General features: G+C 52.8%; 12 protein-coding genes. 10 read left to right on the top strand and 2 right to left on the bottom strand.

Going from position 1 to position 16,592, the window contains the following annotated elements:
* Nucleotides 1-105: 105 nt before the first annotated feature.
* The 7 genes from mihF (at nt 106) to HMPREF2756_RS08915 (ending at nt 9,076) form a co-directional block, all read left to right on the top strand.
* The gene (gene mihF, locus HMPREF2756_RS08945; RefSeq protein ID WP_037230933.1) at nt 106-453 is read left to right on the top strand and encodes an integration host factor, actinobacterial type; all 348 of its coding nucleotides are present in this window, start codon (nt 106-108) and stop codon (nt 451-453) included.
* Between the two features lie 54 nt (nt 454-507).
* Nucleotides 508-1,080, top strand: a complete 573-nt coding sequence (gmk, locus tag HMPREF2756_RS08940) for a guanylate kinase (RefSeq protein WP_048778143.1) — start codon at nt 508-510, stop codon at nt 1,078-1,080.
* A 154-nt stretch (nt 1,081-1,234) separates the two neighbouring features.
* Nucleotides 1,235-1,687, top strand: a complete 453-nt coding sequence (rpoZ, locus tag HMPREF2756_RS08935) for a DNA-directed RNA polymerase subunit omega (RefSeq protein WP_004004717.1) — start codon at nt 1,235-1,237, stop codon at nt 1,685-1,687.
* 18 nt (nt 1,688-1,705) lie between these two features.
* Nucleotides 1,706-3,034 carry a bifunctional phosphopantothenoylcysteine decarboxylase/phosphopantothenate synthase gene (locus tag HMPREF2756_RS08930; protein ID WP_070620431.1) on the top strand — a complete coding sequence of 443 codons (1,329 nt, stop codon included), beginning with the start codon at nt 1,706-1,708 and terminating at the stop codon, nt 3,032-3,034.
* Nucleotides 3,035-3,172: 138 nt separating this feature from the next.
* Nucleotides 3,173-4,378, top strand: coding sequence for a methionine adenosyltransferase (gene metK / locus HMPREF2756_RS08925; RefSeq protein WP_070620428.1), 1,206 nt, complete (start codon nt 3,173-3,175; stop codon nt 4,376-4,378).
* Between the two features lie 17 nt (nt 4,379-4,395).
* Nucleotides 4,396-6,846, top strand: coding sequence for a primosomal protein N' (locus HMPREF2756_RS08920; RefSeq protein ID WP_083301727.1), 2,451 nt, complete (start codon nt 4,396-4,398; stop codon nt 6,844-6,846).
* Nucleotides 6,847-7,039: 193 nt separating this feature from the next.
* On the top strand, nt 7,040-9,076 hold the full coding sequence (locus tag HMPREF2756_RS08915; protein ID WP_168163753.1) for an AAA family ATPase: 2,037 nt from the start codon (nt 7,040-7,042) through the stop codon (nt 9,074-9,076).
* Between the two features lie 13 nt (nt 9,077-9,089).
* Here the strand turns inward: HMPREF2756_RS08915 and HMPREF2756_RS08910 are convergent, their stop codons facing one another.
* A complete protein-coding gene (locus HMPREF2756_RS08910) occupies nt 9,090-10,232 on the bottom strand; it encodes a glycosyltransferase family 4 protein (RefSeq protein ID WP_070620422.1) in 1,143 nt (380 codons plus the stop codon).
* Between the two features lie 16 nt (nt 10,233-10,248).
* Nucleotides 10,249-11,220, bottom strand: a complete 972-nt coding sequence (locus tag HMPREF2756_RS08905; protein WP_070620419.1) for an alpha/beta fold hydrolase — start codon at nt 11,218-11,220, stop codon at nt 10,249-10,251.
* Between the two features lie 365 nt (nt 11,221-11,585).
* On the opposite strand from HMPREF2756_RS08905, the gene leuS reads away from it, so the two are divergent.
* From leuS to HMPREF2756_RS08890, 3 genes are all read left to right on the top strand, one after another.
* Complete coding sequence (leuS, locus tag HMPREF2756_RS08900) at nt 11,586-14,081, top strand: leucine--tRNA ligase (protein ID WP_070620416.1); 2,496 nt, start codon at nt 11,586-11,588, stop codon at nt 14,079-14,081.
* 137 nt (nt 14,082-14,218) lie between these two features.
* Entirely contained in the window at nt 14,219-15,166 is a 948-nt protein-coding gene (locus HMPREF2756_RS08895; protein ID WP_070620413.1) for a DegV family protein, read from the top strand.
* 176 nt (nt 15,167-15,342) lie between these two features.
* Entirely contained in the window at nt 15,343-16,584 is a 1,242-nt protein-coding gene (locus HMPREF2756_RS08890; RefSeq protein ID WP_070620410.1) for a ComEA family DNA-binding protein, read from the top strand.
* The last annotated feature ends 8 nt before the right edge of the window (nt 16,585-16,592 follow it).

Below are 16,592 nucleotides of genomic sequence, written 5' to 3'. Positions count from 1 at the left end.
GCTTTACGTTACGAACCTCAGTTCATCGTTTTACAGTGCAACATGCTAAGTTAGAAAACGTAAGAACGCTGATTTATATACATATATCGCTTGATGGGAGACCCCATGCCGATTACGCCGCTAACCGATGAGGTGCGTGCATCAGCACGTGAAAAGGCGTTGCTTGCCCGTACTCGCCGCCAGGAAGTTAAGCAGGCACTTTCTACCCGTGAGCTGTCGGTACGTCAGGTACTCGATCTGGTCGATGACGACCAAGCTCTTGCAAAGATGCCTGTCGATCAAATGCTCCGTGCCCTCCCGGGAATTGGTGCTGTGCGTGCCGAGAAAATTATGGAAGAGCTGCAGATCGCGCCGACCCGTCGTTTGGGCGGTCTTGGCGTGCATCAACGCCGTAAAATGGTGGAGTATTTTAACCGCAATGTTCGGCATACACGCCGCCGCAGCGGTCGATAGTTCTCGCCGCCGAATAAAATACGCATTATTACATCACACCGCAGGGAGAACCCGATGACCGCTCAACCTAGACTTACCGTTCTGGCTGGTCCCACCGCCGTGGGTAAGGGAACCGTCTGCCAGTATATTCGTGAGCACTATCCGAACGTCTGGTTTTCCGTTTCGGCAACTACTCGTGACCCTCGCCCTGGTGAAGAAGAGGGCGTGCACTACTATTTTGTCTCGCACGAGGAATTTGATCAGATGATTGCTGACGGGCAGATGCTTGAGTATGCGGTGGTGCACGGTAAGAATAAATACGGTACTCCGCGTGCTAAGGTTCAGGAAGCTCTAGATGCTGGTCGCCCAGTAATCCTTGAGATTGATCTTCAGGGGGCTCGGCAGATTCGGGAGTCTATGCCGGAGGCACAGCTGATTTTCTTGGCACCGCCCAGCTGGGATGAGCTCGTGTCTCGACTGGTGGGGCGCGGTACTGAATCAAAGCAGGAACAGCAGCGGCGCCTTGAGACCGCCAAAATCGAGCTTGAGGCTGAGAGTGAGTTCGACGTAACCGTGGTCAATGATTCGGTAGAGCGCGCGGCACAGGAAATTGCGCACATTGTGGGTGCCGAATCTGCTAAAGCATAGGGTATGTATTTTGGCGACGTGCCGGGTATTACTGTGCTTTCTCGTTATGGTACGTGATTTTTACCGATTTTAGCGGTAAAATATTGCTTTAGTTTTGGCTGAGTTCGTATACATGAATGTCAGCAGTGTACAAAGACAACATATTGGAGTTTCTGTGGTAAACGAAATCAAAGAGCACGAAGACTACAACTTCGTTGATGGCGTAGCGCCCGAGGGGATTGTGAACCCCAGCGCGGATGCGCTGATTCAGAAGGCTGAGTCTAAGTACGGGCTGGTGATTTTCGGTGCTCGTCGTGCTCGCCAGATTAACGCTTATTACGCGAATCTGCAGGAGAGCGCGGGCGACCACGTTGGTCCTCTGGTTGAGTCTGAGGCTAATGACAAGGCTCTTTCGGTTGCAATGCGTGAAATTATGGCAGATCAGATTGTTGCCGATCACGTGCCGGATGGGCACTTCAACGAAGATGGTTACCTGGTTCCTGAGGAATTCGCATCCTTGGGTCTGGGCGACGCCGATTTCGGCGCTATTGAGGAGGAGTACATTCCTGCCGGTACCGAAGAGGTTATTGCTCTTGAAGAGGTTGTTATTGACGACTCCGCTGAGTAAGGAACGTTTGTAAATACCATGCGCATTATCGTTGGTATTGGAGGGGGCATTGCCGCGTATAAAGCGGTAATGCTCCTTCGTCTTTTCGCAAAAGATGGGCATGAGGTTATTGCCATGCCCACCGAAGCTGCCTTGGAGTTTGTGGGTAAAGCTACCTTCGAGGCCCTGAGTGGCAACCCGGTTTCCACGAGCGTTTTTGAGCGTGTTCCTGAGGTTAACCATGTTCGCCAGGCCGAGCTTGCGGATGCGATTGTTATAGCACCGGCGACCGCCGATTTGATGTCTCGGTTGGCGGTGGGGCGCTGCGATGATTTGCTCTCTGCTACGGTACTGACTACTCACGCGCCGGTGATTATGGCTCCCGCTATGCACACTCAGATGTGGGAGCATCCAGCAACGCAAACGAATGTGCAGACTTTACGCGAACTTGGGTATCACGTGATTGAACCGGCGGTTGGGCGTCTAACGGGTCCCGATTCGGGTGTGGGCCGCATGCCGGAACCGGAAGATATTTTTGAGGCGGCGCAGCGCGTAATTGCCGAGTTCCCGAAGGGGGAGCAGCATCCTTCGCAGATTCCGGGATATACGCCCACACGTCCGGTTCACACTGGCCCGGCGGAAGAGTCTGGCAGCTCGTTTGCGCCAGGTCTTGAGCCCGAGCCCGGAGTTCTGGTAGGGAAACGCATCGTGATTACGGCGGGAGGCACCCGTGAGGCCTTGGATCCGGTGCGTTTTTTGGGTAACCGCTCAACAGGTAAACAGGGTGTGGCCTTGGCGCAGGCTGCGCGTGATCTAGGGGCTTCGGTACATCTAATCGGCGCTAACCTTGAAGTCCCCGCGCCTGAGGGAGTACAGGTAACCCGAGTAGTGAGCGCCCGTGAACTACGCGATGCCGTGCTGGAAGCTCAGAACAACGCCGATATGCTTATTATGTCTGCAGCGGTCGCAGATTTTCGGCCTGCCGAATACGCCGAGTACAAGATTAAGAAGCTCGCAGATTCTTCGGACGCTCCCGCGATTCAACTGGTACGCAACCCTGATATTCTGCGTGAAGTCGTGGAGCGTCGACAGAAGACAGGTACCGGTGCACGCTTGATTGTGGGTTTTGCCGCAGAGACAGGGTCAGCTGAGCGAACCCCGCTTGAGCTTGGGCGCGAGAAGTTGGTACGTAAGGGATGTGATTTTCTGGCTCTCAACACGGTGGGCGTAAACCAGGGTTTCGGAACCGATGAGAATACGATTACGTTGCTCTCTTCGTTCACAGATCGGGAACCCGTTTTTTCAGGCTCTAAACAGGTCGTTTCCGATCAGATATTGCGCACTCTTGCACAGTATGTAAAGCCCTGAGAAATGCAGAAATACGAGCCGATTAAGTTTGTGACTCCCTCCCTCCGGACCCGTGTAACGTTCTGTCATAATTGATACACGAGTTCACATCCTTGGGTACTGTATCCCGCGTGCCCCAAACCTAGTAGAGTAGAAACCGTGAGTAATAACCATCTACGCCTTTTCACCAGCGAGTCGGTGACTGAAGGGCATCCCGATAAAATTTGTGACCAGATTTCTGATGCGATTCTTGACGGCATTATCGCGCAGGATTCCACCGCGAACGTTGCTGTCGAAACAATGGTAACAACCGGACAGGTTCATGTTGCTGGTGAGGTGACAACCTCAAGCTATGTTGAGATTCCATCGATCGTTCGTGAAACTATTCTAGGTATTGGCTACGATTCATCGACCCGCGGTTTCGATGGTGAATTCTGCGGCGTATCGGTATCAATTGGCGAGCAGTCACCCGATATTAATGCTGGCGTGTATGAGTCTTTAGAGGCTCGCAGCGGTATCGCGGTTGATGATTATGACCGCCAGGGTGCGGGCGACCAGGGCATTATGTTCGGGTACGCTTCGAACGAGACGAACGTATTGATGCCCGCACCGATTTGGCTGGCGCATCGTCTCTCAGAGCGTCTGACGAATGTTCGTAAAAACGGTACGCTGGTGAACCTGCGCCCGGACGGCAAAACTCAGGTCACTTTGGGGTATGACGCCGATAATAAGCCTGTTTCGGTTGATACCGTGGTGGTTTCCAGCCAGCACACTGCCGATTACGATTTAGCGGATTTGCGTGCGGATATTATCAAACACGTGATTACTCCGGTGCTGGATGCTGCCGATTTTGATAGCTCGAACACGAAGTTTATTGTGAACCCTGCCGGTCGTTTTGTGCAGGGCGGCCCCGTGGGCGATGCCGGTTTGACCGGGCGCAAGATTATTGTTGATACCTATGGCGGTTCGGCTCGTCACGGCGGCGGCGCGTTCTCGGGCAAAGATCCCTCGAAGGTTGATCGTTCTGCGGCATACGCCATGCGTTGGGTCGCCAAGAATATTGTGGGCGCTGGTCTTGCTGACCGTGCCGAGGTTCAGGTCGCTTACGCTATTGGGCAGGCGGCACCTGTGGGCCTGTACGTCGAGACTTTCGGAACCGAAAAGGTTGATCCTCTCAAGATTGAAAAGGCTGTGCGTGAGGTCTTTGACCTGCGCCCGTTAGCGATTATCAATGACCTTGATTTGCGCCGACCCGTCTATAAAAAGACCGCGGCTCACGGTCACTTCGGACGCAATGAACCCGAGTTCACGTGGGAGCGTTTGGACCGTGTTGAGGCTCTGCGTTCGGCGGTTTCAGCATCCTAATGCGTGAACCTGCGAGTATGCAGCCCAATGACGCGGATGCTCAGAACCCTACCGATACTTCGTCGATGAACGTTTCGACTTCTGAGCCCGCTCAGCAGGAATCCCTGCAACAGCCTGATCTGTTGCAGGGATTTCCTGCTCTCCGCGATGCCCTGATTCCTCCCGAGCCTGAGCCGGTTGATGTACACCAGCGGCTTGCCCAGAGCGGGGTTCCCTACCCGGTGGCGCGGGTTCGGTTAGATAACACCCTGCCGCATCTTGACCGTACCTTTGACTACCAGGTTCCTGCTGAGCTGAGCGAAGACGCGGTTCCCGGCGCCCGTGTGCGTGTGCGGTTCGGATCGCAGCGGGTCACAGGTTTTATCGCGGAGCGCGCCGAAACAACCGATGTTGCTAAGGGCCTGCAGCCGCTTTTATCGGTTTTGTCGCGGATTCCTGCGGTTTCTGCCGAGATTTTTGACCTTGCAGAGGCGCTTGCAGACCGGTACGCCTCAACGGTGGCGAATGTTTTGCGGCTTGCGGTGACGCCGCGCGTGGCATCTCTTGATAAACAGTATGCCCAGTTTTTGCCTACGTTTTCCGAGCTCATGGGTTTGCCACAAGAAGCCGACGAAACGGCCAATACAGCGGAAGACAGCACTTCTGAATCGGCCGCCGAAGATGACTTAGATGCTGACCGTGAGCCTCAAGAAGAATCTCCTAAAGAATCGCCGGATAACGGTTCGCCCTCTTTGACCGATGATATTCGTGGTTTCCTCTTGGGCGGTTTCGCTCCCTACCAGCTTCACCCGCCTGCCGCCCAGGTTTCGGCAGAAGACTCCCGTGCCTTTAGCGATTATGAGAATGGTGCCGAATTTTTAGAGGACTTGGCGGCTGGGTCCCCGGCGCGTGCGGTCATGAATGTGCTGCCCGCGCATCCTGAGTTCGATTGGGCTGAGCTGCTGGCTATTGCCGTGGTGACGGCGGCTGCGAATGGCCGCGGTGCCTTGGCGATGGCTCCCGATCAGAAGACTCTCGACAGGCTAGAGTCCGCGCTGAAACGTCGGGTGCCGGCGGGTGCTTATGTTCGGTTGAGTTCGAGTGATAAACCGCATAGCCGGTATCACGCCTATCTGAAGGCACGCCTAGGGCTGGTGCCCATTGTGATCGGTACTCGTGCGGCGGCTTACGCTCCGGTTGCCAATTTGGGATTGGTGGTGTGCTGGGATGACGGCGATTCCTCGCTTGTGGAGCGTCGTGCGCCCTATTGCCATGCGCGCGATGTGCTGTTATTGCGTGCCCAAGCAACAGATGCGGCAGTGCTGTTCGCTGGGTACGCGATGAGCAGCGAATCGGCACGATTGGTACGCACCCGGTGGGCTTCGCATGTGCGGGCACCTCGGGCGACGGTGCACGAGTTTTCGCCGCGCATTTTTTCGACGGGTAATGACTACCAGTTGGCGCGTGACCCGTTGGCGGCTGTGGCACGTATTCCTCGGTTAGCGTTTGAGCGTGCGCGTGTGGCTCTGCAGCATGGCCCGGTGTTGGTGCAGGTTGCGCGCAGCGGCTATGTCCCGTCGTTTTCGTGCCAGCGGTGCCGCATGCCCGCGCGCTGTAATACATGCCGGGGGCCACTCTCGTTGGCGGCGGGTGCTTCGGTGCCGAGTTGCTCGTGGTGTGGGCGTCTGGCACAGCAGTGGCGGTGCGCAGAGTGCGGGTACGATCAGTGGCGTTCGGGTACCGTGGGGGCTTTGCGCACCGCAGAGGAGCTGGGGCGTGCCTTCCGGGGTGTCCCGGTAATTTCTTCGGCGGGGGACCATGTGCGTGCTTCGGTGGGGGCCGAACCTGCGCTGGTGGTTGCCACCCCCGGGGCTGAACCCGTAGCGTTCGGCGGTTATGCGGCGGCATTGCTTCTGGACGCCGATTCTATGTTGCGTTTTGATTCTTTGCGTGCCCCGGAGGCCGCGTTGAGGCGCTGGTTCAACGCTGCGGCGCTGGTGCGTTCTGCTGCTCAGGGTGGGGTTGTGGTGACGACCGCATCTCCATCCCCGGTGGAGCAGGCGCTCGTCCGGTGGGATCCCACATGGTTTGCCTTGTATGAGCTGGATGAGCGATCGCAGATCGGTTTGCCCCCGGCGGTACGCACAGCGGCTATTACGGGTAGCGAGGATGATGTCCAGGCCTTCCTGGAAGAGCTGAACCTGCCAGAAGGTGTTCGGGTGACCGGGCCTGTGCCGTTGGACGAAGATTTCTTTGCGCATCAGTCTGTGCATGCCGGTATCGAGAGCGGGGGAGAGAGCGAGATTACCGAACCTTCACCGTCAGGTACCGAGGATGCGGTGCCCGGGGACTGGCGCGCTATTCTCTTCTTCTCTTACGCCCAGGCACCGCAGGTCACCCACGAGCTGCGTTCCGTGCGTGCGGCACTATCAGCGCTTAAGCGTGTCGGAGCGGTGCAGGTTCGATGCGACGGGTTGGATGTCGTCTAATCACTAAGCTTTATGCAAACTGACATTAACTTTACTCTAAAAGTTATAGAAATATTTCATGTACATATGAGTGTTTTCTTGATTTCTAAATGAAATTTCGATAGTCTACCTATGTAATTGTAATTTATTCTCTGACTACGGTGTTGGAGAGTATAGATAGAGGAACTCACAATCAATCCTAATGGAGGAAAATATGCGGATTAAAACCGTTGAAATTAAAAATTTTCGACTTCTCAAAGATGTATCTATAGACTTTAATAATTTAACCAGCTTTATAGGACCAAATGGTTCAGGAAAATCTTCTATACTGTATGCTTTGGATTGGTTTTTTAATGCAAATCCTAGCAACCTATCTATCGAAGATTGCAATGAACCAGATAAAGAAATAAAAATTAAAGTAACGTTTAATAATATTACAGAGTACGATAGAGATGTATTAGAGGGATATGCAAAACCCGCATCAGATGAATTATCTGTATGGAAAATTTTCAACCCTTTAGATAATAATAATCCAGAAAAATTCTCTGCTAACCTATACGTACATAAACCTTTCTACGAAATTCTTTATGATGAAGACGGAGATTTAAAAAGTAAGTCTGAGATAAAGGATAGCTATAACAGATTTGTGGATGAAAATCCGAGGTACAACCTTTCAAAGGTTACATCTGGCAGTAAGGCAGAAGAAAATATTAAGAATTATGATATAAGTGGTTTAGATATTGAGGAGATACTGTCACCAGAGGCAACTAGCTTCTTTGGATATCGTAAAGAAAAAGTTCTCTCAAAGATCTTTGACTATGTTTTTATTAGCGCTGATATGCGAGCATCGGAAGAGTCGCTTGAATCATCTCAAAAAACGGTTCTAGGAAGAATTATAGACAAAATAATTGAATATAAGAAAAGGAAAGAATTATCAGAAAAAGTAGATGATATTATTAGTGAAGCGCAGGAAAAAATAAAAAAATCTATTGGTGAGGAAGAGTTCATTGAAGTTTCTAGCGGAATAAGTAAAATCCTTCAAGAATTCTGTGGAGAGAAATCTGTTAAACTCCAAGTAGCGGAAATTGAATTTAGAAAGCCTAAGACTCCTTTTGAAGTTTTTATCGCGGAGTCGGAATCGCTTCTTACTAATGTTGATCGTCAAGGACATGGGGTACAGCGTTCCTTATTATTGGCTTTGCTTCGGTACCTGGCAGAGTCTTCTAACTCAAATCAGGAAAGAACAATTTTTATTGCTGTCGAAGAACCTGAGCTTTATCAGCATCCGCAACAAGAGCTGGTTTTTGAACATGTATTACGCAATTTATCTGAAAAACCAGACATGCAAGTTGCATATGTTACACACAGCCCTACTTTTGTAAATCCAAGAAAGTTTGAGGATATTAGGCGAGTTATAAGATGTCCCGAAGAAAATGCATCCATTATAATTTCCTCCACAAAGGATAATATTATATCATTAGTATCAAAACAATTTGATGCTAATGTGGAAAAGTATCAAAAGTCTGAAATAAATAATGATGCTTATAATACAATTATTCCTGCTATAGAAAAAGGGTTAGCAAAAGCTTTTTTCGCCGATCGAGTTATTATTGTTGAAGGCAGCACAGAAGTTGCATTAATTAGTGGTTATTTTTCTGCAAATGGAACATGCAATTCTCCCGAGTATAAAGGTGTTCAAGTTGTTGAATCTCATGGGAAAACACAGATCCCTATTCGCCACGCAATATTAACTAGTCTGGGAATTAAAGTATTTACTATATTTGATAATGACATTAAAAGGAAATATAACCTCGAAAATTCTATCGATAAATTAAATTTAGGTTTAAAACTAGATGGTACTTCACTTGATGATATTAAGGATAAGATGCAAGAGAATGGTTCTCTCTCAGATAAGCAGAAAGAGCGCATAAAGAAAGATATAGATAATTATATTAATACAGCAAATAATAATAAAAAATTGTTAAATTATTTTGGGTACGGAAATATTGTTGACTATCCTAACAGTGGACTTTATTATAATCATAACTTTGCCATTCTTGATGATAATTTGGAAGAAACTATTAAAAAATATTGGCCAAAGCTATACGATTCACTACCCCGTAAAAATAATAATATAACGAAAAACTCAGTTGAATATTATGAGAGTGTCTATAATAACTGTAACGCAGGGGAAGGTCCTGATAAAGGGACGTGTATAGATGATATCCTTAAGCATATTTTAAATTTTTAATACGGTTAGTTGTTCACATACCTTTCACAATCCTCACCAGCTTCAACGCCGAGTCGCGCCAGGAATAGTGTGAGGCATCCTGTAAGCCTTTGAGGATCACGCGGTCACGTACTGCGTCGTCTTCGAGGGAGCGGATTGCTTCAACCCAGGCGGGTGCATCTGCTTGCGGGTCTTCGGTTACAGGAGCGAAGACAGCGTGCGGGGCAATTTCGCGGAAAATATCGATATCGCTAATCACGGCGGGACAGCCTGCAGCCTGCGCCTCTACCACGGGCAGCCCGTACCCCTCGGCTCGTGAAGCTGTCACTAGCGCGTGCGCAGACTCCAGCAGTTCCGCATACTCCTCATCAGAAACCCCGTTATGCACAACCACATTCGAGCCCGCCGCCAGGGGAGAGAGCAGCCCCTGTTCTTCGAGCTCGGCGCGGCGCGCATCCGGCATCTTCGACAGCAGATGCAGCGTGTACCCCGGCAGCTCACGCATGGCGTACAGCAGAGTCTCAACATTCTTATACGGCATGAACGAACCCATATACACCAGGTGCCTGCTCGCGCCCTCAGCCCGTGACTTCGCACGGCGCAGGGCCTCATCCTCGCTCACCACAGACCCCGGCTGTGGGGCGTTCGGCACCACATGCAACGGCTTCTCCGTCAAACGGTGCTCACGAATCAGCCGCGCCGTAGACTCCGAAACCGTTACCACGGCATCCGCCCGATTCAGCAGCATACGCTGCGGTGTATAGCTCTTATGGAACAGCTGCCACCCCGCCCGCACCGGCGCAGGCAAAAACCCCGGAGGGGTTGGGTGTGCATAATAAATCAGGTCATGCAGGGTCAGCACCAGCTTGAACTTACGCCCCACCGAACCGATCGTCTGCATGGGCGAAAACACCACATCCGGCTTATACTTATTCAGCTGAAGAGCCGCAGCCGGTTCTAAGGGACCGGTCGGCGAACAAATCTTCACATGCGGCAAATCCGGGAGCATCTGCAGCTGGCGTTCATCACTAATCACCATCACCAACTGCAGATCGGCAACCTCGGGAGCACCGGAATCCATCAAATCCTTCAACGCACCCAGGAGCGAAGCGGTATACCGGCTAATGCCGTCGTGAAAGCCAATGCGTGTATAACGGGCGTCAACCATAAGTTTCATAGGATTCTCCTCGGGTTTACACCGTAAAATCTTCGTGCGTAAATTCTGCAATCAAACGTGCCGCCACTGTAGGCGTCTCATAATGAATCAAATGCCCAACCTCAGGAATCATCTCAAAACGTTCACCGGGGGAGTGCGGGCGCCCCTCAAGCGCGGCAAACATGGCGCGCGCCGTCTGCGGAGTACCCAAATCATCGTCTTCGGCAACAAGCATTTGTACGGGAACCCGAATCTGCGGTGCAAATTCGGCGGCGGTTGCCGAAATCGAAACCTCATACGCCTGCAAAGCACCCTTACGCGAGCCGAAAGACCCAAAATATGCGGCGTGCTGGTTATTGATAAAGCGGCGCATGGCGGGTTCGCGGGTGCGCATCATCAGCTCGCTCGTCACGCGGGTAATCAGCTGTGAACGCAGCAATGGATAACCAATCTTCTCGGGAAGTGCCGCGCCCACGCGATAGTAAAACGATGCCGCTTGCGAGGCAATCTTCTGTGACCCTTCGAGTGCGGGCTCGCTAATGGGGTTAATGAGCGTTAGGCGGTCAAGCCCGTGCGGATATTCGGCGGCATAAGCGGCGGTCACGATAGACCCGAACGAGTGCCCTACCACGTGAATATCAGAGCCATCGGGGCGTGCAGGGTTTATCTGCCCAATAAGCGCGTGCAGCCATGCGGTATAGCCCTGTAAAGAAACAGTCATGGGCAGGTCTTCTGAACGCCCGAAACCCGGTAAGTCAGGGCTGATAATACTAGCTTCGGGTAAAAGCTTCAGAAGCCTGTTCGCAATAATCTCAAGCCCGTGATGATCGCCGCGGAACCCGTGAATCAGCAGGATCTTTGGAGAGCTTTCGGAGGGAAAAACGCCGGTGCCCATGCCCGCACCGTACTGCCAATACCGTGTAGTTGCCCCAAGCAGCTCTACTTCAAATCTGGTGCCCGGGATGAGTGCCCCCGGCACACCTTCAAGAACGGTACTGGGTGATGTCACGGCGGGTGCCTTTCGTATGTTGCGGGCTCGGTCACTGTAAATCCCTGCGGGAGATTCACGGAGGGTGTGCGTAAACCGGCTTACGCACACAATGAGTTCTCTCAGTGTACGTGGAATTTCTGTGTAGGTGCTGGAGATTCAAAGGAAAAGTCAAACAATATTCAGAGTTTTTCGTCGTATACGGTTGAAAACGGTTTACACGCGCGGGGTTACTCTGGCGGCAACAAAGGCGAAACTGGCGGGGCGGTGAGGTGCATCCACGATATGAAACGGGAACTCGTGAGTTTATGAATACATCAAGAAACCTTTGTGGGTACACGCTAGAATAGGTTGGTTAGCGAAAATCAAACGTCAAAGGAATCGTAGTGTCTGCTGAGGTAGAGACCGAACGCACCGAGAATGCGTATGACTTCCATGCACAGGAAGCGAAATGGCGCCCCTACTGGGAAGAAACGGGTGTCTTCAAACCAACCGGCAACGCCGCGAAAGGTCGCCGCTATGTGCTAGACATGTTTCCGTACCCCTCAGGCGACCTGCATATGGGCCACGCAGAAGCGTTTGCTATTGGAGACATGAATACCCGCTACTACAAGCAGTGCGGCTACGATGTTCTGCACCCCATCGGCTGGGATTCCTTCGGTTTGCCCGCAGAAAACGCTGCTATCAAGAACGGTACCCACCCAAAAGAGTGGACCTACAAGAATATTGACACGCAGGCAGAATCTTTCAAACGCTACGCTATCGCAGTGGACTGGGATCGACGCCTGCACACCTCAGACCCCGAATACTATAAGTGGACCCAGTGGCTTTTCGAGCAGTTCTATAAGAAGGGCTTGGCCTACCGCAAAGACTCGATGGTGAACTGGTGCCCCAAAGATCAGACCGTGCTCGCGAACGAGCAGGTGGTTAACGGTGCCTGTGAACGATGCGGCACCACGGTTACTAAGAAGTCGCTAAATCAGTGGTACTTCAAGATTACTGACTACGCCCAGCAGCTTCTTGACGATATGGAGCAGCTTGAGGGCAAATGGCCCGAACGTGTTCTGCTGATGCAGCGGAACTGGATTGGACGTTCCGAAGGTGCTGAGGTTCGCTTCGAGATTGAGGCTACTGAGGCGCAGCCTGCCGAATCCTTCACGGTCTTCACCACCCGCCCAGATACCCTCTACGGTTCAACCTTTATTGTTGTTGCCGCTGACTCGACCTTTGCTGAGCAGATTGTGGCACCCGAACAGGCACAGGCGCTAGAGGACTACCGCGAGCAGATTAAGGCGCTCAGCGATATTGACCGCCAGTCTTCCGAGCGTGAAAAGACCGGTATGTTTACTGGGCGTTACGCAATCAACCCGCTGAACGGCGCAAAGTTGCCGGTGTGGGCTTCAGATTATGTGCTTGCCGATTATGGTACCGGCGCTATTATGGCGGTGCCCGCGCACGATCAGCGTGACCTTGACTTCGCCAAGAAATTCGACCTGCCGATCGTGACGGTGCTCGAGGTTGAGGGCGAGGAAGACCCTGCCAAGTCGGGTATCGCCACTGCGGGCGATGGGGTGCTCATTAACTCCGGTGAGCTAACCGGACTTCCTAAGGCAGAGGCTATTGCGAAGGCTACCGAGCTGGTTGAGGCTGCCGGCACCGGCGAAGGTAAGGTTATTTACCGCCTGCGCGACTGGTTGCTCTCGCGCCAGCGTTTCTGGGGCACGCCTATTCCCGTGATTCACTGTGAAGACTGCGGCGAGGTACTGGTTCCTGAAGAACAGCTGCCGGTTCTGCTCCCAGATAATCTGCGCGGTGAACAGTTAGCCCCCAAAGGACAGTCGCCCCTTGCTGCCGCCGATGACTGGGCCATAGTTCCCTGCCCGCAGTGCGGTAAGAGCGCCCGCCGCGATTCCGACACGATGGATACCTTCGTGGATTCTTCCTGGTACTTCCTGCGCTATGTTTCACCCCGTTACGCCGAAGGCCCTTTCGACCCGCAGGCGATCAGGGAATGGGGCGCGGTCGATATGTACGTGGGCGGTGTGGAACATGCGATTCTGCATCTGTTGTATGCGCGTTTCTTCACGAAGGTTATTCGTGATCTGGGGCTGATTGAACATAGTGAACCATTCAAGGCTCTCATGAATCAGGGGCAAGTCCTCAACGGCGGTAAGGCTATGTCGAAGTCACTCGGCAACGGCGTAAACCTGGGTGAGCAGCTTGATAAGTTCGGCGTGGATGCAGTGCGCACCACCATGATCTTCGCTTCTCCGCCCGAAGATGATGTGGACTGGGCGGATGTTTCGCCCGCCGGTTCGCAGAAGTTCTTGGCGCGCGCATGGCGGGTTGCTCAGGACGTTACCTCCGAACCTGGCGTGGATGCGGCATCCGGCGATGCGAGCCTGCACAAGCTGGTGGCGCGTACCGTACACGATGTGAAACAGCTTCTTGACACTGGTAAGTTCAACGTGGTGGTCGCCAAGACTATGGAGCTGGTGAATGCTACCCGTAAAACTATCGATTCGGGCCCTGGGGGAGCAGACCCCGCGGTGCGCGAAGCCGCCGAAACTATTGCGATCTTATTGTCACTCTACGCGCCGTACACCGCCGAGGACATGTGGCACGCGCTGGGATACGATAACCCGGTGCTGACCGCAGGTTTCCCGCAGGTAGATGAATCCCTACTCGTGGATGATACCGTCACCGCAATCGTACAGATCAAGGGCAAAGTTAAGGCGCGCCTTGAGGTATCAAAAGATATTTCTGAAGCTGAGCTTGAAAAACAAGCCCTGGAGGACGAGACTATCGCGAAGCTGGTGGAAGGCTCCGAAATCCGTAAGGTAATTGTGCGAGCCCCCAAACTGGTGAATATCGTCATCTAGAGTTTTCAGAACGTTGATGCGGTGCCGCCGGAAGAAAACTTTTCGGGTTTTTCTTCCGGCGGCACCATTCTTTTTAGCTATGATGAGAAAGTCGGTTATTGCAAATTGCCGTATTTTTAAGATTCAGGAGGTACCTTATGGGACGCATCGCTGTCGTGACAGACTCAGCCGCTGCCATTACCCCTGAAATTCTTAAGGAACGGCAAGAACGCGGTGGCTTTGCCGTGGTACCCATGCCGGTATCCGTTCAAGAGACACCCGCACGTGCAGGCATCAGGGGCACACGAACCGAGACAAATACCCGCGATTTAACCGGTCTTAGCCTCGAGGAAATTGACGAAGCCATTTTAATGGCGCATGTCCTCGGAAATACGGTCCATACCTCCGGTCCTGCCCCCGGTGTCTTTGCCGATACCTACGATACCCTTGTTGATGAAGGGTACGAGCATATTCTGTCGATACACCTCTCGGGAGAGCTCTCTGGAACCGTTGAATCAGCGCGAGTGGGTGCACAGCTTTCTAAAGCGCGAGTGACCGTACTTGATTCCCGTACCGTCGCCGGAGCCTATGGGCATGCGGCATTGCACGCCCATGATATAGCCGATATTTGCGATAGTCCTGAGGAACTTGCCAAAGTAGTTACCGGTATATGCGCCGAAACCGATATTTATTTCTACATTCCTACTCTCGATGCGCTTCGCCGCGGGGGTCGTGTCTCGCCCGCGTTGGCAATGGTCGGGCAGATGTTCCAGATCAAGCCTATCGGCACGGTCGCGGATGGAAAACTGACCTATGTTGAGCGCCCCCGTACAGCAACGCGCGCGAAAGAACGCCTCACGCAGATTATTCGTGACGTTTGTACCAAGCACCAATCGGTAAAAAAGCATCCTGCAGCTGCGGCTGCGCAGCACGACGTACGACCAACCGGTCACGTAGTAGCGCTTCACCATATGGGTAACCTTGCGGAGGCTAAAGCCTTGCAAGATTCGTTGGGCGCCTTCGCTTCGGACGCGGTTCTCAGCTCTCTCCCGCCCGTATTAGCGGCACATTCCGGACTGGGAGCACTTGCCGCTGTCATCTATTAGCCATACGATGTGAGAATGTCATATTTCTTTGTGTAGCCGCTAAAATTACCCGATTCACCCGCAAAAATTGGCGCAATCCCTGTGGATAGCCGGTTTTTGTGTCCCGCTCGGATAGTTATCCACAGAATATAGGAACCGCCCGGCGGGGGGCATAAGCACGCGGCTAGGCTTGCACTATGACCCGCGATAACGCCCACCAAGCATTTCACCCACTAAGCTCTTCTATGCAGACGCTACCCGAAAGAGCTGAGACGTCGGTACCAGCACAGGAAGCTCAGGCAGAGAAGCAAAGCCCCTATGGGATCTGGGATGACGAGCCCACAGAACGTCTTATGCCGCATGATGACTTTGTGGAAGGGTCTGCTTCTTCTGCCTCGGTGGGGAAGAGCTTACGAAGACTCTACTCAGATTCTTACGAACAAACCATGTATGAGCAGCATGAGTCGGCATCTGAACAGCTCTTAAGACGAGCTAGACAACGCGCCACTCATAGCACCGAACCAGACGATTTGACGGAAAGCTACTACGAGGGCACACAGCAGCAGATCTCCGCGGTAAAACCTGCGCACAACCCTGCCAATGAACAGCGCGGCGAGCACACTACTCACGTTATTGCACAGCGTGAGAATATGCCCGAAGAGCTCATTCAGGATGAATGGGACGAATGGGAAACACCAGCGAAAACCCGTGCTTTCCGGTGGAAGATTCCGCCCTATGCCGTCTTCGTTTTAGCCTTGGGCGTTCTAGGGATTATTCTCTGGGGGTTGCTAGGATTTACACCCACTCTGCAAGCAAACGAAGAGTCTACCAGTAGCGCCCAGGTGGCGGCGCCAGGGACTAGCTCATCCGTAATTCCGAGTGCCATCCCTTCGGATTCATCTGCGCAGAATAAGGTTCCGAATAAGAACGGCACTATTCGAGTGCATATAGCTGGAGCAGTCAAAACTCCTGGCGTGCAAACGCTCCCTGCTGATGCCCGCGCCATTGATGCCCTTGAATCCGCAGGAGGCGCCACCCCGGATGCCGACCTCAACCGGGTGAACCTCGCGGGCAGCCTTAGCGACGGCACACAGCTTTACATCCCCAAGACAGGGGAGACCGCTGCACCGGTACTTGCCGCACCAGCCGGGGGAAACAGTGCTTCACCCAGCGGTTCTCCGGGAGCCGCGCAAAATCCTGCGGCACCGAAATCTTCTGCGGGCGCTGGGCAGCAGGGCGCACCGGGTTCTCCTATCAACCTGAATACTGCGACTGCTGAGCAGCTGCAGACTTTGCCGCGCATTGGTCCTTCTCTGGCCGCCCGCATTATTTCTTGGCGTGATGCTCACGGAGGCTTCAAAAGTGTTGATGAACTGGATGCGGTACCCGGCATCGGTCCCTCTCTCATGAGTTCGCTACGCCCGCTCGTCACAGTGTAAATCCGTTA

The sequence above is a fragment of the Rothia sp. HMSC067H10 genome (assembly GCF_001810635.1).
Taxonomy (GTDB): Bacteria; Actinomycetota; Actinomycetes; order Actinomycetales; family Micrococcaceae; genus Rothia; species Rothia dentocariosa.
This window is presented reverse-complemented; position numbering and strand designations above follow the sequence as displayed.

Bases quoted from the DNA above. Each gene is read 5' to 3' on its own strand.
- mihF (WP_037230933.1), top strand. From the start codon at position 106: ATGCCGATTACGCCGCTAACCGATGAGGTGCGTGCATCAGCACGTGAA.
- gmk (WP_048778143.1), top strand. From the start codon at position 508: ATGACCGCTCAACCTAGACTTACCGTTCTGGCTGGTCCCACCGCCGTG.
- HMPREF2756_RS08930 (WP_070620431.1), top strand. From the start codon at position 1,706: ATGCGCATTATCGTTGGTATTGGAGGGGGCATTGCCGCGTATAAAGCG.
- HMPREF2756_RS08920 (WP_083301727.1), top strand. From the start codon at position 4,396: ATGCAGCCCAATGACGCGGATGCTCAGAACCCTACCGATACTTCGTCG.
- HMPREF2756_RS08915 (WP_168163753.1), top strand. From the start codon at position 7,040: ATGCGGATTAAAACCGTTGAAATTAAAAATTTTCGACTTCTCAAAGAT.
- HMPREF2756_RS08910 (WP_070620422.1), bottom strand. From the start codon at position 10,232: ATGAAACTTATGGTTGACGCCCGTTATACACGCATTGGCTTTCACGAC.
- HMPREF2756_RS08895 (WP_070620413.1), top strand. From the start codon at position 14,219: ATGGGACGCATCGCTGTCGTGACAGACTCAGCCGCTGCCATTACCCCT.
- HMPREF2756_RS08890 (WP_070620410.1), top strand. From the start codon at position 15,343: ATGACCCGCGATAACGCCCACCAAGCATTTCACCCACTAAGCTCTTCT.